Annotated in this window: 21 protein-coding genes and 1 pseudogene; 11 read left to right on the top strand and 11 right to left on the bottom strand. The window is 71.9% G+C overall.

Features of this window, described 5'->3' with window-relative positions; translation table 11 throughout:
* Positions 1-45: 45 nt before the first annotated feature.
* Positions 46-432: a nuclear transport factor 2 family protein gene (locus tag ABZT03_RS15955; protein ID WP_356039190.1), complete on the bottom strand. Its 387-nt coding sequence runs from the start codon at positions 430-432 to the stop codon at positions 46-48.
* A gap of 372 nt (positions 433-804) precedes the next feature.
* Between ABZT03_RS15955 and ABZT03_RS15950 the strand changes: the two genes are divergently transcribed.
* Both ABZT03_RS15950 and ABZT03_RS15945 read left to right on the top strand, forming a co-directional pair.
* Complete coding sequence (locus ABZT03_RS15950) at positions 805-1,215, top strand: hypothetical protein (protein WP_356039188.1); 411 nt, start codon at positions 805-807, stop codon at positions 1,213-1,215.
* Between the two features lie 208 nt (positions 1,216-1,423).
* Positions 1,424-1,882, top strand: a complete 459-nt coding sequence (locus ABZT03_RS15945; protein WP_356039186.1) for an ATP-binding protein — start codon at positions 1,424-1,426, stop codon at positions 1,880-1,882.
* Positions 1,883-1,990: 108 nt separating this feature from the next.
* Here the strand turns inward: ABZT03_RS15945 and ABZT03_RS15940 are convergent, their stop codons facing one another.
* Entirely contained in the window at positions 1,991-2,890 is a 900-nt protein-coding gene (locus tag ABZT03_RS15940) for an RNA polymerase sigma factor SigF (RefSeq protein ID WP_356039185.1), read from the bottom strand.
* Positions 2,891-3,380: 490 nt separating this feature from the next.
* On the opposite strand from ABZT03_RS15940, the gene ABZT03_RS15935 reads away from it, so the two are divergent.
* Positions 3,381-3,782 (top strand): helix-turn-helix transcriptional regulator, encoded by a 402-nt coding sequence (locus ABZT03_RS15935; RefSeq protein WP_356039184.1) that lies wholly within the window; start codon positions 3,381-3,383, stop codon positions 3,780-3,782.
* An 81-nt stretch (positions 3,783-3,863) separates the two neighbouring features.
* Here the strand turns inward: ABZT03_RS15935 and ABZT03_RS15930 are convergent, their stop codons facing one another.
* The 3 genes and pseudogenes from ABZT03_RS15930 to ABZT03_RS15920 form a co-directional block, all read right to left on the bottom strand.
* Complete coding sequence (locus tag ABZT03_RS15930; RefSeq protein ID WP_356039181.1) at positions 3,864-4,466, bottom strand: ATP-dependent Clp protease proteolytic subunit; 603 nt, start codon at positions 4,464-4,466, stop codon at positions 3,864-3,866.
* Between the two features lies 1 nt (position 4,467).
* The gene (locus ABZT03_RS15925; RefSeq protein WP_356039178.1) at positions 4,468-5,121 is read right to left on the bottom strand and encodes an ATP-dependent Clp protease proteolytic subunit; all 654 of its coding nucleotides are present in this window, start codon (positions 5,119-5,121) and stop codon (positions 4,468-4,470) included.
* A gap of 128 nt (positions 5,122-5,249) precedes the next feature.
* Positions 5,250-6,450, bottom strand: a pseudogene (locus ABZT03_RS15920) (epoxide hydrolase family protein).
* 125 nt (positions 6,451-6,575) lie between these two features.
* Between ABZT03_RS15920 and ABZT03_RS15915 the strand changes: the two are divergent.
* Positions 6,576-7,058: a VOC family protein gene (locus ABZT03_RS15915; protein ID WP_356039175.1), complete on the top strand. Its 483-nt coding sequence runs from the start codon at positions 6,576-6,578 to the stop codon at positions 7,056-7,058.
* 30 nt (positions 7,059-7,088) lie between these two features.
* Here the strand turns inward: ABZT03_RS15915 and ABZT03_RS15910 are convergent, their stop codons facing one another.
* On the bottom strand, positions 7,089-7,988 hold the full coding sequence (locus ABZT03_RS15910) for an aminoglycoside phosphotransferase family protein (protein WP_356039172.1): 900 nt from the start codon (positions 7,986-7,988) through the stop codon (positions 7,089-7,091).
* Positions 7,989-8,189: 201 nt separating this feature from the next.
* On the opposite strand from ABZT03_RS15910, the gene ABZT03_RS15905 reads away from it, so the two are divergent.
* Together ABZT03_RS15905 and ABZT03_RS15900 are read left to right on the top strand one after the other, a co-directional pair.
* Positions 8,190-8,987 carry a VOC family protein gene (locus ABZT03_RS15905; RefSeq protein ID WP_356039169.1) on the top strand — a complete coding sequence of 266 codons (798 nt, stop codon included), beginning with the start codon at positions 8,190-8,192 and terminating at the stop codon, positions 8,985-8,987.
* A gap of 50 nt (positions 8,988-9,037) precedes the next feature.
* Positions 9,038-9,751 carry a ribonuclease H gene (locus ABZT03_RS15900; RefSeq protein WP_356039166.1) on the top strand — a complete coding sequence of 238 codons (714 nt, stop codon included), beginning with the start codon at positions 9,038-9,040 and terminating at the stop codon, positions 9,749-9,751.
* A gap of 16 nt (positions 9,752-9,767) precedes the next feature.
* Here the strand turns inward: ABZT03_RS15900 and ABZT03_RS15895 are convergent, their stop codons facing one another.
* The 3 genes from ABZT03_RS15895 to ABZT03_RS15885 form a co-directional block, all read right to left on the bottom strand.
* A complete protein-coding gene (locus ABZT03_RS15895; protein WP_356039163.1) occupies positions 9,768-10,220 on the bottom strand; it encodes an SRPBCC family protein in 453 nt (150 codons plus the stop codon).
* A gap of 85 nt (positions 10,221-10,305) precedes the next feature.
* Entirely contained in the window at positions 10,306-11,130 is an 825-nt protein-coding gene (locus ABZT03_RS15890) for a tyrosinase family protein (protein WP_356039160.1), read from the bottom strand.
* 130 nt (positions 11,131-11,260) lie between these two features.
* The gene (locus tag ABZT03_RS15885; protein WP_356039157.1) at positions 11,261-11,647 is read right to left on the bottom strand and encodes a tyrosinase cofactor; all 387 of its coding nucleotides are present in this window, start codon (positions 11,645-11,647) and stop codon (positions 11,261-11,263) included.
* A gap of 346 nt (positions 11,648-11,993) precedes the next feature.
* Between ABZT03_RS15885 and ABZT03_RS15880 the strand changes: the two genes are divergently transcribed.
* The 4 genes from ABZT03_RS15880 to ABZT03_RS15865 all read left to right on the top strand — a co-directional run bounded on the left by ABZT03_RS15880 (position 11,994) and on the right by ABZT03_RS15865 (position 16,538).
* Positions 11,994-13,205 (top strand): FAD-dependent monooxygenase, encoded by a 1,212-nt coding sequence (locus tag ABZT03_RS15880; protein ID WP_356039154.1) that lies wholly within the window; start codon positions 11,994-11,996, stop codon positions 13,203-13,205.
* A 93-nt stretch (positions 13,206-13,298) separates the two neighbouring features.
* The gene (locus ABZT03_RS15875; RefSeq protein WP_356039151.1) at positions 13,299-14,777 is read left to right on the top strand and encodes an MFS transporter; all 1,479 of its coding nucleotides are present in this window, start codon (positions 13,299-13,301) and stop codon (positions 14,775-14,777) included.
* Positions 14,774-15,490 carry a TetR family transcriptional regulator gene (locus ABZT03_RS15870; protein ID WP_356039149.1) on the top strand — a complete coding sequence of 239 codons (717 nt, stop codon included), beginning with the start codon at positions 14,774-14,776 and terminating at the stop codon, positions 15,488-15,490. Before ABZT03_RS15875 ends, ABZT03_RS15870 begins: the two co-directional genes overlap by 4 nt.
* 64 nt (positions 15,491-15,554) lie before the next feature.
* Positions 15,555-16,538: an aldo/keto reductase gene (locus ABZT03_RS15865; RefSeq protein ID WP_356039146.1), complete on the top strand. Its 984-nt coding sequence runs from the start codon at positions 15,555-15,557 to the stop codon at positions 16,536-16,538.
* Positions 16,539-16,569: 31 nt separating this feature from the next.
* Here ABZT03_RS15865 and ABZT03_RS15860 read toward each other — a convergent pair whose 3' ends face one another.
* Positions 16,570-16,923: a hypothetical protein gene (locus ABZT03_RS15860; protein ID WP_356039143.1), complete on the bottom strand. Its 354-nt coding sequence runs from the start codon at positions 16,921-16,923 to the stop codon at positions 16,570-16,572.
* A 120-nt stretch (positions 16,924-17,043) separates the two neighbouring features.
* Positions 17,044-17,469, bottom strand: a complete 426-nt coding sequence (locus tag ABZT03_RS15855) for a hypothetical protein (RefSeq protein ID WP_356039141.1) — start codon at positions 17,467-17,469, stop codon at positions 17,044-17,046.
* Positions 17,470-17,612: 143 nt separating this feature from the next.
* Here ABZT03_RS15855 and ABZT03_RS15850 point away from each other — a divergent pair, with 143 nt between their 5' ends.
* Entirely contained in the window at positions 17,613-18,113 is a 501-nt protein-coding gene (locus tag ABZT03_RS15850) for a DUF6328 family protein (RefSeq protein ID WP_356039138.1), read from the top strand.
* The last annotated feature ends 88 nt before the right edge of the window (positions 18,114-18,201 follow it).

The raw sequence follows: 18,201 nt of genomic DNA, 5'->3' as shown, positions 1-18,201 counted from the left end.
AGACCGCCGGGAGCGGCGGAACTCATCGCGGACGGGGGCACCGGCTCAGGCGGCTCCCTCGGGCAGCCGGTCCAGGAAGCCCAGCACGGCGCGGATCCGGCCGTCGGGGTCGAGGGTGATCACGTCGGAGCCGGCCACCGGGGCGGCGCCGTCGGTCTCGCTCACCAGTTCCCAGGAGAAGCGGGCCGTGTCGTGGTGGCCGTCGACGGCGCCGATGGGCCGGAAGGCGAAGCCGGGGAACTGCCCCTGGGCCGCCGCGATCACGGCCGCGATGTCCTCGTGGCCGCTGACGTCGGCCAGCGGGTCGGTGTAGCCGCCGTCCGCGGTCCAGGCGGCGGCCACCGCCTTGGCGCGCGCCTGGGGCTCGCGGGCGTTCCAGGCCTCGAAGTAACGGGCGACGGCGTGCGCGTGACGGTCGGTGTGTGCGGACATGGGCGATCGACCTCCAGGAGATGTCTGTGCTGGTGGGAGCGGGGGAGTGGTGGTCGTTCCCCCGTACCGCAACCATGCCCGCGGCGCCGACGCCGGTCGATTACTCCCCAGGTAATGACGACCCCTCACGCCCATCCGTCAGCTTTCGGCCAGGAAGTGGGGTGAATATGCCAGGAGAGTGGCCAAAAAGTCGTGGTGACAGTGTTTCGGCAGTGAACATACTCAACAGTTGAAGGACTTCACGTCGAGCGAAGCAACGATCACACACCGCAACACGAGTCACGCGAGTCACACAAGTCACACGAGCCGCACGAGCCGCACCCGAAAGAGAGGCCCTGCCGAGAGGCGAGCGACGCTACGGGGGAGTGAAACGTGCACGACGAATTCCTGTGCCACGTCACGGCGTACGGCACCTGCGCCGGCCGGCGTATCGGCGTACCCCTGGGCACGTACCGGGCGCCGACCCTCGCCCTCGCCCTGTGGTGGCTGCGCGACCGTGCCTCCTGGATGGCCGACCGGCTCGACCCCCGGCCCGAGGCGGCACACTTCCCGCCGAGCGCGCTCGTCCCGGTCTCCGACACCGTGCTCGACGTGCCCGCCGTGCTGCGGGCCTGGTGCGGCGACGCGGCCCGGCAGGAACTGGTCGCGGACGGGCTGGCGGCCGGACGGCTGGTGCGGATCGCCGTCAGCGACGACACCACCGAGTACGAGCTGATGGCCGAGTCCGTCGACGCCCTCCGCATGCAGCGCACCACCCCCGGCCTGGTCGTACCCGTCGCCTGACCGCTCCCGTCCCCGGGGCGGACGGTTCAGCGACGCGGGCGGCGTGCCGTCAGCACCACCGCGTCGACCGCCACCAGCCTCCACACCCTGGGCGGAGGTACGGCACCGTAAGCGGCGTCACGGGATCTCGTGGAGTGCGCGGCGCGAGTCGGGGTACCAGGACTGGTGCAGAAGCGTCCGGCCAGTCCGGCCTCCTAGAGAGAAACGTATGACCGACCATCTGGACGGGGCAGTGATACCGACTGGTTTCGACGTGCCCGTGGAACCCCTGCGCCGGGCGGCGCACTACACCGGTGAACCGGGGTCCATCGCCGACGCCCGGCGCTTCGCCGCGCTCTTCATGGAACAGCTCACGACCGAGTGGTGCGCCGAGATCGACCGGCAGGCCCACGACGAGGTGCTTCTGGTGGTGAGTGAGCTGGTCACCAACGCCGACCGGCACAGCGGCGGGCCCTACATCCTGGAGCTGGAGGGGACCAGCGCCTCGGTCCTGGTGGCCGTCTGCGACAGCAGCGCCGTCCTGCCCCGGCGTTTCCCGCGTGATCCCCAGCGGATCGGCCGGCACGGCCTGGAGATCGTGCACGCGCTCGCGGCCGAGATCGCCGTGGAACGGGTGCCGGTCGGCAAGCGGGTCACCGCCGCCGTACGTCTGGCCCCGCCTGCCTGAGCCGCTCCCGACCGCCCGCCGTCCAAACCCGCACACGAAGCCCCACCGAACGCGAGTGCCGCCCCACACCTGAAGGTGGGGCGGCACCCGCTTGTGCGGTCTCTTCGCTCAGGCGCAGCCGAGCTCGCCCAGCATGCCCTCGCGCAGCCGGGTGATGATCCGCTTGATCAGCCGCGAGACGTGCATCTGCGAGCAGCCGAGCAGCTCGCCGATCTCCGCCTGGGTGGCCTCCTCCACGAACCGCATGTGGATGATCTGCCGGTCGCGCTCGCTCAGCTCCGCCATCAGCGGGGCCAGCGACTGGAAGTCCTCGACGAGGCGCAGCCCCTCCTCCTCCACGCCGATGAAGTCGGCGAGCACGGCCTCGCCGCCCTCGGCACCGTCACCGGTGAGCGCGGCGTCCAGGGACGAGGAGTTGTAGCCGTTGGAAGCGATCTGGGCCTCGACCACCTCCTTCTCGGAGATGTTCATCAGCGTGGCCAGCTCGGCGACGGTCGGGTCGCGGTCCAGGCGGCTGGCGAGTTCCTCGCGCGCCTTGGCCAGCTCGACCCGCAGCTCCTGCAGCCGCCGCGGCACGTGCACCGCCCAGGTGGTGTCCCGGAAGAACCGCTTTATCTCACCCACGATGTAGGGCAGCGCGAACGACGTGAACTCGACCTCGCGCGCCAGCTCGAAACGGTCGATCGCCTTGATCAGACCGATCATGCCGGTCTGGACGATGTCCTCCATGTCGTCGCCGCGACCGCGGAAGCGGCCGGCCGCGAACCGCACCAGGGACATGTTCATCTCGATGAGGGTGTTGCGCGCGTACTGGTACTCGTGCGTTCCCTCCTCGAGTTCCGTCAGGCGCCTGAAGAACTGGCGGGACAGCTCGCGCGCGTCCCGCGGAGCCACGGTCCTCGGGTTGGCGATTCCCGGCAGCGGACCGTCACTCGTCGTCCTGGTGCTGGTGAACTCGGCTGTCTCCTCGACGACCTGTGCCTCCGGCCGGATCACGGCGGTGTCCATTACCTCTCCCCAAGTCACGGCATCTGCCTCTACGGCCTCAGTTGTGCTGGTCCCTGTCCGGGTCGCGCGGCTTGCCGTGTACCCGGTCCACGGCGACGTATGCACACATCGGCCGCAGGGGGCGGCGGACCGCCCGTAAGACCTTCTCTCCAGCGGTTACCCGGGTTGCGGCGGACCATGCCCGCCGATCGCCCGCGTGTCGGAGAATTCACGGCGCGGCCGTTCCCGACGCCGGTTCCGGCGCGGTGACCGGCGTCGCTGAGGCGGAGACCGCGCCGCCCGGCGGGCCGTCGGCCGGGTCGGACACGTCCGTCCGGCCCGGGGAGAGCCCGTCAGGGGAGCAGGTTCCCGACCTCCAATCTGTCACTCCCCGGCCGGGCGCGCCACCCGGTCCGGACGGGCCCGAGCATTGGCCGCACGACCGGTGGATTCCCCCCAGGGCGGAACGCCGCTCCCTTCCGCCACGGCCGGGAATACCTAGGCTGAGAGGGTGAGCAACCAAGCGCCCCACGAAGCCCGCGTCATCCCGCTGCGCGCACCGACCGCGCGCCCGGCCGCCGCACCGGCGCCACCGGTCCCCGCCGCCAGGGAGCCGCTGTGGCGTGACCTGGTGGGCGACGTCCTGCGGCGTGAACGCCTCGCGCAGGAACGCACGCTCAAGGACGTCGCCGACGCGGCCCGGATCTCCATGCCGTACCTCTCGGAGGTGGAGCGCGGCCGCAAGGAAGCCTCGTCGGAGGTCCTCGCGGCCGCCGCCCGGGCGCTCGGCCTCGGCCTCGGCGACCTGCTGTCGCTGGCCCAGGGCGAGCTCACCCGGCACTCCGCCCGCCGCCACGGCAGGAGCCGGACGGCGACCACTCCGTCGTACGACGGACTGTGCCTGGCCGCCTGACGGCGCCGCCGCCCTGCCGACGGCGTACGCGCCCGGCGCCCCCCGAAGCCACCGGGCGCCGGGCACACACCCGGCCGTGTCTCAGGCCGGTACCAGGCGCCGGCTGAGCACCTCGTCCGCCAGGCCGTAGGCCACGGCCTCCTGCGCGGTGAAGACCTTGTCGCGGTCCATGTCGGCGCGCAGGGTCGCGATGTCGTGGTGGGTGTGCCGCGCCAGCACCTCCTCGACCTGCGAGCGGATCCGGGTCATCTCCTTGGCCTGGAGGGCGAGGTCGGTGACCGTGCCCTGCTGTCCACCGCTGGCCGGCTGCCCGAGCAGCACGCGCGCGTGCTCCAGGACGAACCGCCGTCCGGGGTCCCCGCCGGCCAGGAGCACCGCGGCCGTGGACGCCGCCTGGCCGACGCAGAAGGTCGAGACGGGCGCCTGGATGAACGTCATCGTGTCGTAGATCGCCATCAGCGAGGTGAACGAGCCGCCGGGCGAGTTGAGGTAGACGGAGAGCTCCTGGTCCGGGGCCGCCGACTCCAGATGGAGGAGTTGCGCGATGACGACGTTGGCGACGCCGTCGTCGATCTCGGTGCCGAGGAAGATGATCCGCTCGGACAGCAGCCGGCTGAACACGTCGTAGGACCGCTCGCCCTGCGGGGTCCGCTCGACGACGTTCGGGATCGTGTAGCTGCCCATGTCACAGTCCCATCCGTCGTCGTGCGGCGGCCGGGCGGACGTCCGTGAGGGACTCCACGACCCGGTCCACCATGCCGTACTCCCTGGCCTCCTCGGCCGTGAACCAGCGGTCGCGGTCACCGTCGCGGGAGATGGTCTCGGCGCTCTGGCCGGTGTGCTCGGCGGTGATCCGCTCGATGGTCCGCTTGGTGAACTCCAGGTTCTCCGCCTGGATCTCGATGTCCGCGGTGGTGCCGCCGATGCCCGCCGACGGCTGGTGCATCATCACCCGGGCGTTGGGCAGCGCGTAGCGCTTGCCGGGCGCACCGACGCTGAGCAGGAACTGCCCCATGCTCGCGGCGAAGCCCATGGCGAGGGTGGAGACGTCGTTGGGGATCAGCCGCATCGTGTCGTAGATCGCGAGGCCGGCGTGCACCGAGCCGCCGGGGCTGTTGATGTACAGGCCGATGTCGGTGCGCGGGTCCTGCGCGGACAGGATGAGCAGTTGCGCGCAGACCCGGTTCGCGGAGACCTCGTCGACCTGGGTGCCCAGCAGGACGATGCGCTGGTCGAGCAGTTGGGCGGCCAGGTGGTCGTCGAACCGGGTCGCGGGGGTGTCGCCGTCCTCGGCCCGCGGCATCCGGGCCGGGGCGGGAGGGGTGGTGAGTGGGGACATCGGCGCTCCTCGTCGAGTCGTCGGAGGGATCGGACGCGGCGGTGGTCGCCGCGGTCTCCACTCTCGGGGGCACTCCGCCGCCGCGGCCGGTTTCTCGGCCCGCGGCAGATTCGCCGACGGCAGAGCGCTCAGACCGTGCCCTTCTCCCGCAGCCCGCGGAAGAACGTGCGTACGTCGCCGACCAGCAGGTCCGTCTCCTCCATCGCCGTGAAGTGGCCGCCGCGGTCGAACTCGGTCCAGCGCACCAGGTTCTCGGTGCGCTCGGCCTTGTGCCGCGGGGGAAGCTGCGGCTCGGCCGGGAAGAGGGCGAGTGCGGTCGGGACCGCGGACGGCTCGGTGGGGGCGGCCGCGCGGCCGGTGGCGTGCGCCCGCTCGTAGTAGACGCGGGCCGACGAACCGGCCGTCCCGGTCAGCCAGTACGGCATCGCGTCGGTCAGCAGCCGGTCCCGGTCCACGGCCTCCTCGGGCAGCTCCCGCGAGTCGGCCCACTCCCTGAACTTCTCGATGATCCAGGGCAGTTGGCCCACGGGCGAGTCGGTGAGGCCGTATGTCAGAGTCTGCGGCCGGGTGGACTGCTGGACGGCGTAGCCCGTGCCCTCGCGCGACCACGCGCTCCACCGGTGCCAGCAGGTGAGCGTGTTCTCCCGCTCCTCGGGGCCGAGCGCGGCCGGTTCCCCGGGGGTCGGCTCGGTGGTGGCCTGCGCGCCGGGCGGCAGGTCGAGGTGGACGCCGATGACCCGCTCGGAGTGCGCGCGGCCCCGCTCGCGGGAGATCGCCGCGCCCCGGTCGCCGCCCTGCGCGCCGAAGCGCGGGTAGCCGAGCCGCCGCATCAGCTCCGCCCACGCGTCGGCGATCCGCCCGGCCTCCCAGCCGGTGTCCGGCGTGGGCCCCGACAGGCCCGGGATGCTCGCTGCGACGACGTGGAACGCGTCGGCCGGGTCGCCGCCGTGGGCGGCCGGGTCGGCGAGCGGCCCCACCACGTCGAGGAACTCCACGACCGACCCCGGCCGGCCGTGCGTGACGATCAACGGGGGTGGCGCCGGGCTCGGGGGAGTGGACGGGTACGAAGTGGACGTTCGCCCTGTCGATGGTGGTGGTGAACCGCGGCCACGCGTTGAGCTGTTCCTCGGCCGCCCGCCGGTCGTAGGAGTGCCGTCAGTGCCGCACCAGTTCCCGCAGGTGGTCCGCGGGCACACCGCAGGACCGGCCGACCCCGGGCAGCGCGTCCGGCCGGCGGGTGCGGTCGAGCCGGTCGAACAGGTCGCCGAGGTCGCGCTGGGGTACGGCGAGGCGGAACGGGTTGATGCTGTCTGCGGGCGTGGACGTCATGCCGGCGATGCCGTTTCGCAACCGGGTGGGGCCATCTGGAGGAGTCGTCCGTCCGACCGATGAGTTATGGGGCGACGATCGGTCGACACATCAGACGACCGCGTTCCACGCACCAGGAGGTACTCATGGCCACCGACGGATTCACCACCTGTCTCTGGTTCGACGGGCAGGCCGAGAAAGCCGCCCACTACTACGTCTCGGTTTTCAAGAACTCCGGCATCGGGCGGATCGGCCGCTACACGGACGGCGGTCCGGGGGAGCCCGGCTCGGTGATGGCGGTGGAGTTCACGGCGAACGGCCAGAAGTTCGTCGGTCTCAACGGCGGACCGCAGTTCACGTTCAGCGAGGCGATCTCCTTCCAGATCTTCTGCGAGGACCAGGAGGAGATCGACCACTACTGGGACAGGCTCACCGAGAACGGCGGCGAGCCCGGCCCCTGCGGCTGGCTCAAGGACCGCTACGGCGTGTCCTGGCAGATCGTCCCCGACCGGCTGATCGGCATGATCAGCGATCCCGACCAGGAGAAGGCGTCCCGCACCACCAAGGCCATGATGGCGATGGGCAAGCTCGACATCGCCGCCCTGGACAAGGCGTACGCGGGGGAGTGAACCCACCGGCCGCGGCGGCCGCCCCGCCCGTCAGGGCGCGGCCGGCCGCTCGGCCAGGATCTCCCTGATCACGTGCCGGGAGTTCGCGGCCAGGGGCGGGTTGGTGTCCCGGTAGTAGGGGAGCTGGATCAGCGACACCGACAGAGCCCAGCCGCGGCCGCGCGCCCACTCGGCGTCACCGGCGCCGACCGCCCGCCGGAAGGTGTCCCGCGCCGGCCCCGGCAACAGGTTCCAGGCGATCATCAGATCGACGGCGGGATCGCCCACGCCGACGGTGCCGAAGTCGATGACGGCGCTCAGCCGCCCCCGCGTCACCAGCACGTTCCCGGGCATCAGGTCGCCGTGCGCCCAGCGGCCGGGGCCGTCGTGCTCCGGGGCGCCCAGCGCCTCCTGCCAGCGGGCCGACACGGCGACGGTGTCGATGCACCCCGCCAGCAGGCCGATGGCCTCACGGGTGGAGGTGTCCCGGGCGGCGAGCGGCACGCCGCGGCTGTTCGGCGGGCCCTCGCGCGGGTCGGTCCGGCGCAGCGCGAGGACGAACCCGGCGAGGTCCCGGGCGAGGGTGTGCGGCTCCCGCACCGCGCCGGCGACCGGGTTGCCGCCCTCCAGCCAGCGGTAGACCGACCAGGGCCAGGGGAAACCCGGGCCCGGTCCGCCGTGGCCGAGGGGCTCGGGCACGGGCACGGGCAGCGAGGGCGCCAGCCGCGGCAGCCAGCGCTGTTCGTGCGCCACGCTCCGCACGGCTCCGGGGTGCCGGGGCAGCCGCACCACCTTGTCCGTGCCCAGCCGGAACATGGCGTTCTCGGTCCCGGAGGAGGCCAGGCGCTCGACGGGCAGTCCCGCCCACCCGGGGAACCGCCCGGCGACCAGGCGGCCCACCAGGCCGGCGTCGAGGTCCACTTCGTCGGGGTGCATCTTCATGGCACACATGCCCGCCATCCCAGCGCCCGGCCGCCGGGAAGTCGAACGATTTGACGGCCGCGGCGCACGGTCACCGATCCCCGCCGGCCCGCCTGCACCGGCTCCATGACCCGCTCCCGGCCGCGGGCCCGTCGCTTCGCCGCGCGGGTGGGCGAACCGCTCGCTAGCGTGAGGAACCGGACCATCCACCGATTCGGAGAGGCCGCTGCCATGGCCGTACAACCTGAGGGAACGCCCTGTTGGGCCGACGCGATGTTCGGCGACGTCGAGGGAGCCAAGAGCTTCTACGGCGACGTCCTCGGCTGGACCTTCGGCGAGTCGTCGTCGGAGTACGGCAACTACACCCAGGCCTACGCCGACGGGAAGGCGGTCGCCGCCGTCGTACCGCCGATGTCGGGTCAGGAGGGCCATTCGCAGTGGTGCCTGTACTTCGCGTCCCAGGACGCGGCCGCCACCGCCGGCCGGATCCGCGAACACGGCGGCGAGGTGCTGATGGAGCCGATGCAGGTCGGCGACTTCGGCACGATGTGCCTGGCGCGCGATCCGAGCGGCGTCGTGTTCGGCCTGTGGCAGGGCGGCACCCACGAGGGCTTCGAGGCACCGCCCGAGCAGACCGGCGCGTACTGCTGGGCCGAGGTCTTCACCCGTGAACCGGAGAAGTCGGACACGTTCCTCACCGCCGTCTTCCCCTACACGGCGAAGCAGATCGACGACGCGGCGGTCGACTTCCGCATGTTCGACCTCGGGGACCGGACCGTCCTCGGCCGGATGCGGATGACCGAGGACTTCCCGCCCGAGGTGCCGCCCTACATCAACGTCTACTTCTCGGTCGACAACTGCGACGACGCCGTCGCCCGGGCCACCAAGCTCGGCGGCATCCTGCGGTTCGGCCCGATGGACAGCCCCTTCGGCCGGTTCGCCGCGCTCAGCGACCCGCAGGGCGCGTCGTTCTCGGTCATCGACCTCCGCAGGACCGAGGGCGACCTGCCGAGGACGACCGACGTCTGAGGACCCGCGGGTGAGACCCCTCGCGATCAGCGGCCCGGCCCGCCCGTGGCATGATCGGTCCCATGCGTGAACGTGTGGTGGCCGCGTGCGACGGGGCTTCGAAGGGAAACCCGGGACCGGCGGGCTGGGCCTGGGTGGTGGCGGACGAGACGGAGACACCGGCCCGCTGGGAGGCCGGACCGCTCGGCAAGGCCACCAACAACGTCGCCGAACTCACGGCGCTGGAGCGCCTGTTGACGGCCACCGCGCCGGACGTACCGCTGGAGATCCGGATGGACTCGCAGTACGCCATGAAGGCCGTCACCACCTGGCTGCCCGGCTGGAAGCGCAACGGCTGGAAGACCTCCGGCGGCAAGCCGGTTGCCAACCAGGAGCTGGTCGTCCGCATCGACGAACTGCTCGGCGGGCGCTCCGTGGAGTTCCGTTACGTGCCCGCCCACCAGGTCGACGGCGACCCGCTCAACGACTTCGCCGACCGGGCCGCCAGCCTGGCGGCGATCGTCCAGGAACCGGCGGGCAGCGCCCTCGGCTCGCCGGAACCACCGCCCTCACCGGACACCCCGCCCTCCGCCGCCCCGCGCCGTGGATCCGGCAAGGGCAAGGCGTCGGGCGGGGCGAAGGCGTCGGGCACTCCCGCGCGGACCATCAAGGCGAAGTTCCCCGGCCGCTGCGTCTGCGGACGCTCCTACGCGGCCGGGGAACCCATCACCAAGAACGCTCAGGGCTGGGGCCACCCGGACTGCCGTACCGAGGCGGCCGGGTAGCGCTCGCAGGGGACGGTCAGACGACCGTGCCGCGCCAAATGCCGGTCTCCCGGCCGCGCTCCTCGATGAACTTCTTGAAGCGCTCCAGGTCACCCTTGGTCTGGCGCTTCACGAACCCGAGCTTGTCGCCGACGGTCTCGGCGATGCCGTCCGGGTGGAAGTCCAGCTGGAGCATGACCTTGGTGTGCTCCTCGCCCAGCCGGTGGAACGTCACCACACCGGCCTGGGTGGCTTCACCGGAGACCGTGGTCCAGGCGACGCGCTCGTCCGGGATCTGCTCCGTGATCTCCGCGTCGAACTCCCTGTGCACGCCGTTCACGCTGGTCACCCAGTGAGTGAGCGTGTCGGAACGCTGCTCGATGCGATCCACGCCGCTCATGAACTCGGGGAAGGTCTCGAACTGCGTCCACTGGTTGTAGGCGGTGTGGACGGGGACGTCGACCTCGATGGATTCCTCGACCTGCGACACGCGTGAGTCACTCCTTCGTCTTCTCGGCGGTTGGGTGCCGGTCGGGTACCCGCGAGGTGCGGGGCAAACCGCCGTGCGCCGCCCGTCAGTCGGTGTCGAAGGTGTAGTGGACGGTGTGGTCGAGCAGGTCGGCCGGACGCACGTCGTTCCACGGCTTCATCGTCTCGTCCAGGTCAACGACGTCCGGTGTGCCGCCGGTCGGGACGTAACCGGCCCCGGGATGCCGACGCTGCCACTGCGCCCAGAGCTTGTCGATGTAGGCGTGATGCAGCCAGAACACAGGGTCGTTGGGGGAGACGCCGGTCGCCATCTGCCCGCCGACCCACACGTGCACCCGGTTGTGCAGGTTGACCCCGCGCCACCCCTCCAGGTGGTTGCGGAAGCCGTCCGAGCCGCTGTTCCAGGGCGCCATGTCGTACGCCGCCATGGACAACACCGACTCCACCTCGGACCGGGTGGGCAGTTCGCGCACGCCGGTGCCGAGGGAACGCCGCAGATACGTACGGCCGTCCACCCGCACGGTGAGCGGCCAGTTGCCGGCGGACGCGGCGAACGGCCCGTCCATCACCCGGCCGTCCAGACTGCGCCCGCTCCCACCGAGGAAGTCCGGCGCCCACAGCGAGGAACGCGGCGAGCGGTCGGTGCTCCAGTCCCAGTACGGCAGCGCCACGGACGGGTCCACCGACTGCAGGGCCCCCTCGAAGTCGAGCAGGAATCTGCGGTGCCAGGGCAGGAAGGAGGGCGAACGGTGCCCGGTGCGCTCGCCGTTGTCGGTGTCACCGACGATGAAGGCGTTGTGCGTGGTGACGAACCGGTCGTAGCGGCCACTGCGTTTGAGTTCGAGTACGGCGTCGACGAGGCGCCGCTTCTCGTCGGTGGTCAGACTCGCCTGGTTCTTGCGGACGGTCATGCGCGGATGCTCCCAAGGTGCGGGTCGTGCGGGGTGGTTGAGCGAACACGGTCGCGGCCGGAGCGACAGGCGGACAGGCCGGGTCCCGGGCGTCCGGGGCCCGGTGCCGCTGTCTCCCTTGGTGGGCCGGTCAGTTGGCGGGGAAGGGCAGGAGCGCGGCGCCCTGCAGCTCGTCGACCGCGGCGCGGGCGGCGGCGCGAGGCGTGGCCACCGGGGCGTAGTGGCTGACCACGCTGATCCAGCTGCCGTCGGCGTTGCTCATCACGTGCAGCTCGACCCCGTCGACGAACACGGCGTAACCACCGCCGTGATGGTGGCCGCCCCCGGCCGCCGCGCGGCCCTGTATGCGTCGGCCCCGGTAGACCTCGTCGAACTCCTCGGGGGCGGGGTGGCGATGGGGGGAGGGAGACGCGGGGGAAGCCGGGGTGGCGGCGCGGGCGGTGCCTGCCGGGACGCCGGTCGCGGCGGCGAGGGCGGCCGTCGCGGTCAGCGCGCGGCGCCTGCTGAGGTCGGGCATACGGATCTCCGGACGTGGGTTCGGTTGACGACTCCGTATGCCTATAGGGCTGCTGGAGAGCGGGAGAAATCACCCGGGAGTGGTTGGCCCGGATCACGACAATTGCTCACAAGTCGTGCAGCGTTGAACGAAGTTGATCTTGCTGTGGGTCGGGTCCGCCTCCCCCGGAAGAGGGAATTCCTCCTGCCCGGAGCGGCCTTTTCGATGATCTTTCTCGGGCGGGCGCACCCCGAGTGGCCTGCCTCACGCGGGGAAAGTGGCGCGAACGCGAAGGTGCGGCGAGCCGTTTCAGGGCTGCTACCCTGCGCTGTCAATTGACCACAGTGTGTGACTTCTAGGGGTGTGCGTGAAGGTCGCCTGCGTCGGCGGCGGGCCCGCCGGCCTGTATCTCTCGATCCTGCTGAAGAAGCAGGACCCGTCCCACGACATCACCGTCTACGAGCGCGACCCGGAGGGCTCGACCTACGGGTGGGGTGTGACCTACTGGCGCGGGCTGCTCGACAGGCTCCACGACCACGACCCCGAATCGGCCCGCGCCCTCGACGAGCACTCGGTCCGCTGGAACGAGGGTGTCGCCCGGGTCCGGGACGCGGCGACGCGGCATCCCGGTGACGAGGGATTCGGCATCGGCCGGCACCGCCTGCTGGAGATCCTCGCCGACCGGGCCCGCTCGCTCGGCGTACGCCTGGAGTTCGAGCACGAGGTCACCGACCGCGACCTGCCCGACGCCGACCTCGTGGTGGCGGGCGACGGAGTCCACAGCGCCCTGCGCACCCGGCACGCCGACCACTTCGGCACCGAGACCCGGGCCGGCCGCAACCAGTACGTCTGGCTCGGCACCAGCAAGGTCTTCGACTCCTTCACCTTCGCCTTCGTGGAGACCGGCCACGGCTGGATCTGGTGCTACGGCTACCCCTTCGACCCCGAGCGCAGCACCTGCGTCGTCGAGTGCGCCCCCGAGACCTGGACGGGGCTCGGCCTGGACGTGGCGAACGAGGCCGACGGACTGGCCCTGCTGGAGAAACTCTTCTCCGGTGTGCTGGACGGCCACCCCCTCATCGGCCGGTCCTCCGGCGGCGGTGGCGCCCAGTGGCTCACCTTCCGCACCCTCACCAACCGCACCTGGTGGCGCGGCAACCTCGTCCTGATGGGCGACGCCGCCCACACCACGCACTACTCCATCGGCGCCGGCACCACACTCGCCCTGGAGGACGCCGTCGCCCTGGCGGGAGCGCTGGGCCGGCACGCGGAGCTGCCCCGCGCGCTCACCGCCTACGAACAGGAACGCAGGTCGGCCCTGCTGTCCATCCAGAGCGCGGCCCGCTACAGCGCCCAGTGGTACGAGAACCTGCCGCGCTACATCCACCTGCCCCCCGAGCAGATGTTCGCCCTGCTCGGCCAGCGGCACTCGCCCCTGCTGCCGTACGTACCGCCGCAGCTCTACTACCGCGTCGACCGGGCCGCGGGGCGGCTGGAGACGCTGCGCCGGTTCAAGCGCTGGCTCGGACCGAAGGTCGCCCGGACCGTGCACGCCCGGGCGCTCGCCTCCCGCGAGTAGGCCGCACACCGTCCTCCCGTCTTGGGTGAATGGCGATTCACCGATAAGGTGAATCGCCATTCACCCATTTTTTCGTGCCGCCGCGGAGTGCCGATGGACCAGCCCGCCCCGATACCCGTGCCGACCGGCGGAAGCGTGCGCAAGCGGCTCACCGTGCCGGTCCTGGCGTTCGGCGGCATCCTCATGGCCGTCAACCAGACCGTGGTGGTGCCGCTGCTCCCGGACCTGCCGAAACTCACCGGAGCCTCTCCCGGCGCCGTCTCCTGGACGGTCACGGCGACCCTGCTGGCCGGGGCCGTCCTCACCCCGGTCCTCGGGCGGGCAGGCGACATGTACGGCAAACGCCGGGTGCTGCTGGCGGCCCTCGCCCTGATGGTCGTCGGGTCGGTGATGTGCGCCCTGTCCTCCGACATCCGCGTGCTCATCGCCGCCCGCGCGCTCTCGGGCGCCGCCTCCGCCGTCGTACCGCTGTCCATCAGCATCCTGCGCGACGAACTCCCGCCGGAGCGCCGGGGCGGCGCGGTGGCGCTGATGAGCTCGACGGTCGGGATCGGGGCCGCGCTGGGGCTGCCGCTGGCCGCGCTGATCGTGCAGTACGCCGACTGGCACACCATGTTCTGGGTGACCGCCGGACTCGGCGCCCTGGGCGTGACATCGGTGTGGTGGGCGGTGCGGGAGTCGCCCGTACGCGAACCCGGCCGCTTCGACGTGGTGGGGGCGCTGGGCCTGGCGGCCGGGCTGGTGTGCCTGCTGCTCGGCGTGTCCCAGGGCGGGCAGTGGGGGTGGACCAGCGCCCGCGTCCTCGCCCTGTTCCTGGGCGCCGTCCTCACGCTGGCCCTGTGGTGGTGGCACCAGCTGCGCACCGAACGCCCCCTGGTGGACCTGCGGCTGGTCTCACGCCCCAGCGTCGGGCTGTCCCATGTCGCCGCGCTGCTGACCGGGTTCGCCTTCTACGCCAACTCCCTGGTCACCGCCCAGCTGGTGCAGGCGCCCGAGGCCACCGGGTACGGGCTCGGGCTGTCCATCGTGGCCACCGGCCTGGTGCTGCTGCCGGGCGGCCTGATCATGCTGTTGTTCTCACCGGTCTCGGCCCGCATCTCGGCCTCCCGCGGCCCACGCGTCACCCTGGCCCTCGGGGCGCTGGTCATCGGACTCGGCTACGCGGTGCGCATCATGGACAGCCGCGACCTGTGGATGATCATCCTCGGGGCGGCGGTCGTGGGCACCGGCACCACCCTCGCGTACTCCGCGCTGCCCACCCTGATCCTGCACGCCGTCCCGGCCGGCCAGACAGCGTCCGCGAACGGCGTCAACGTCCTGATGCGGACGATCGGCCAGGCCACCTCCAGCGCCGTCGTCGCCGCGGTGCTGGTGCATCACACCAGCCTGCTCGACGGCACCCCGGTGCCCACCCTGCACGGCTATCTGCTGGCCTTCGGCATCGCCGGCGCGGTCGCCCTGCTGGCCTCCGCGACGGCGCTGACCATCCCGGGGGAGCATCCCGCACCGCGCGGCACCCGGCGGGCCGGCGGCACCCGCGGTGCGCGGGACGAGGCGCTGGAGGGAGCATGAGTGCCGTGAGCACCCGACCCACCGCACCCGGCCCGGCATCCGCGCCCGCCGCCTCGCCCTCCGCCGCTTCAGGCGACTGTGCCGCCCGCGACACCGCGGCTCCGGCCCCCGCCGCTTCTCACGCCACCGCCACCGCCACCGACACCGCACCCTCCGTCTCCGTGTCCGCACGCCGGGACGCCGAGGCGACCCGGGCGGCCATCCAGAAGGCGGCCCGCTACCTGCTGGCCCGGCACGCCCACAACGAGGTGACGCTCAAGGCGATCGCCGACCGTGCCGGTGTGAGCCCGCCGCTGATCCTGAAGTACTTCGGCAACAAGGACGCCCTCGTCGCCCGCGTCATGTCCTTCGACACCGACGCCGACGCGCTGCTGGACGCGCCGCTCGCCGAACTCGGCCGGCACATGGTCCGGCATGTGCTGCTCAGCCAGCGCGAGCGGGGCGCGGACCCGCTGCTGCGCATCGCCTTCGCCCCGCTGCACGGCGAGCACGGCGACGTCCTGCGGGTCAACTTCCGCACCCAGGTGGTCGAGCGCCTGGCCGGGCGGCTCGCCGGACCCGACGCCGGGCTGCGTGCCGAACTGGCCGTGGCGACCCTGGTCGGCCTGGGCGTGATGTACGGCGTGGCCCGCGGTGTCCATGTGCGCGAGGGCGCGATCGAGGACATGGTGGACCGGTACGCGCCCGGGGTCCAGACCCACCTGACGCCCTGAGCGCGCCGCCCGGCCCGGGTCCCTCGGTGCCGCGTACGGCGGGCCCGGATGACACACTGACGGCATGGACGAGCGCACTTTCGGTAGGTCCCAGCAGCACGCATCCGTCATCGGCCTCGGCACCTGGCAACTGGGCGCCGACTGGGGAGACGTCGACGACAAGGAAGCGCTGTCGGTGCTGGAGACGGCGGCCGAGTCGGGGGTGACCTTCTTCGACACGGCCGACGTGTACGGCGACGGGCGCAGCGAGCAGACCATCGCCGCCTTCCTGAGCGGCCGGCCCGACCTGCACGTACTGGTCGCGTCCAAGATGGGCCGACGGGTCGACCAGATCCCGCAGAACTACGTGCTGGACAACTTCCGCGCCTGGAACGACAGGTCCCGGCGCAACCTCGGCGTCGACCGGGTCGACCTGGTGCAACTGCACTGCCCGCCGACGCCCGTGTACTCGACGGACGAGGTGTTCGACGCCCTCGACACCCTGGTCGAGGAGGAGCGGATCGCCGCCTACGGAGTCAGTGTCGAGACCTGCGCCGAGGCCCTGACCGCGATCGCCCGGCCGAACGTGGCCAGCGTGCAGATCATCCTCAACCCGTTCCGCATGAAGCCGCTGCGCGAGGTGCTGCCGGCCGCGCGGGAGGCGGGCGTCGGCGTCATCGCCCGGGTGCCGCTGGCCTCGGGCCTGCTGTCCGGCAAGTACACCAAGGACACGGTGTTCGCCGACAACGACCACCGCACCTACAACCGGCACGGGGAGTCCTTCGACCAGGGCGAGACCTTCTCCGGCGTGGACTTCGCCACCGGCGTGGAGGCGGCCGCCGAGTTCGCCGCGCTCGCCCCCGAGGGATACACCCCGGCCCAGCTCGCGCTGCGCTGGATCGTGCAGCAGCCCGGTGTCACGACGGTGATCCCGGGGGCCCGCTCGCCGGAGCAGGCCCGCGCCAACGCGGCGGCCGCCAGGCTGCCGGAGCTGGAGCGGGACACGCTCGACGCGATCCGCGACCTCTACGACCGGCGGATCAAGGACCAGGTGGAGAACCGCTGGTAGGGAACCCGCCGTAGGGTTCAGCGCCGTTCGCTCACGGCTCCAGGACCAGCTCGCGTTCCTGCTCCTGGTCGCCCGAGGCGGCCCCCCGGTCCCGCGTCGTGAAGGTGCGGGACAGGGTGGTGCTCGCCTTCTCGACGGCTTCCGGCGTGCCCTGGACGGTGACGGTCACGGGCGCGGACAGCCGGCCGGCGTCCCCCGAGGTGCCCTCGGGGGACGCGTCCGCGTCGCCGGACTCGTGCGCGAAGGTGGCCGTGTGGACCGTGGCGCCGTCGTCGGAGGGCCGCTCGTCCGGGGCCCCGAAGGCGGGCTCCAGGGCCTGGACGACCGTCCGTGCGTCGGCGGCGCTGCCGCCGCTGAGGGTGACTGTGAGCTGGGTGGCGGACATGGTCAACGGAACTCCTCCGTGATCGGCGTGGGGGGCGCGGCACCCCCTGCCGGGGAGCCGGGGCCATGGGTCATGGCCTCCGTGTAACCGCCCGGTGATCGCTGAAACAGCGACCGGTCCTCAGAACCGTCCGCCGGTGAGCCGGGTGAGGGGTCCGTGGGTGTGGCGCTCGGTGCGCCGGCCCGCCGCGAAGGACGCGGCGCTCAGCACCGTCAGGCCCGCTCCGACGCCCGCCGCGACCAGCTTGCGGTTCGCCAGCAGCGTCCAGGCGGTCTTCGCGCCGGCGGCGACCTGACCCGAGGCCGAGACGATCGCCTGGCGACCGGCCTCGACACTCCTGGCCGCGGTGTTCGCGGCCCGGCTCGCCGCGTCGGCGGTACGCTCCGCGCCCGCCTTGGCGGCTGACGCGGCGTCATCCGCCTTGCCCGCGGCGGTCTTCGCCGCGCGCGAGGCGGGAGCCGTGGCCCGGTCCGTGGTCCGCTGCGCCTTGGCCGACACCCGCGTGGTGGTGGCCTTCTCGTTCGTCGTGTTCTCCGTTTCCTTCATGGGAACCGCTTTGCCGTTCGACCCGGCGGCAAACACGATCCGCCGTCCCGGACCAACGTCGGACGACGAGCAGGCAAAGCACGCGTAAATCGGGGAACACGGGTGGCGGAAGAACACGGAAACGCATCACAGCGGGAGGAACCTTGTCAGCCGGGGCGAGCGCTACGAGCGCCAAGGACACGGGGCGCGACGAGACCGAGGAGGAGAGAGCCGACCGCAAGTGGGTCGAGCTGATCCAGGAGATACGGGTCGCCCAGACCGGCGTGCAGATCCTGTTCGGCTTTCTGCTCACCGTCGTCTTCACCCCGCGCTACACGCAGCTGGCGCACACGGACAAGACGATCTACCTGGTGACGGTCGTGCTGGGAGCGTGCGCCACCGGTGCCCTCATCGGCCCGGTCTCCCTGCACCGCCTGGTGTCGGGGCGGCGGGTCAAACCGCAGGCGGTCCAGTGGGCGTCGCGGATGACGTTCGTCGGGCTGGTGCTGCTGCTCGCCACCATGACGTCCTCGCTGCTGCTGATCCTCCGTGTGGCGACCCACGACGGCTACGTGCCCTACCTGGTCAGCGCGGTGGTGGCCTGGTACCTGGTGTGCTGGTTCGGGGTGCCGCTGTGGACGCGGCGCCGGCACACGACGGACTGACCGGGAGCGGAACGACACTGAAGATGACAACCTACGCGCAGTACACGACGGGCGAGCCGGTCGTCGACGGCAAGGCTCCCGCCGGACC

Source organism: Streptomyces sp. NPDC005574 (assembly GCF_040605435.1).
GTDB lineage: Bacteria > Actinomycetota > Actinomycetes > Streptomycetales > Streptomycetaceae > Streptomyces.
The sequence above is the reverse complement of the archived record's forward strand: the minus strand, read 5'-3'. Positions and strand labels throughout refer to the sequence as shown.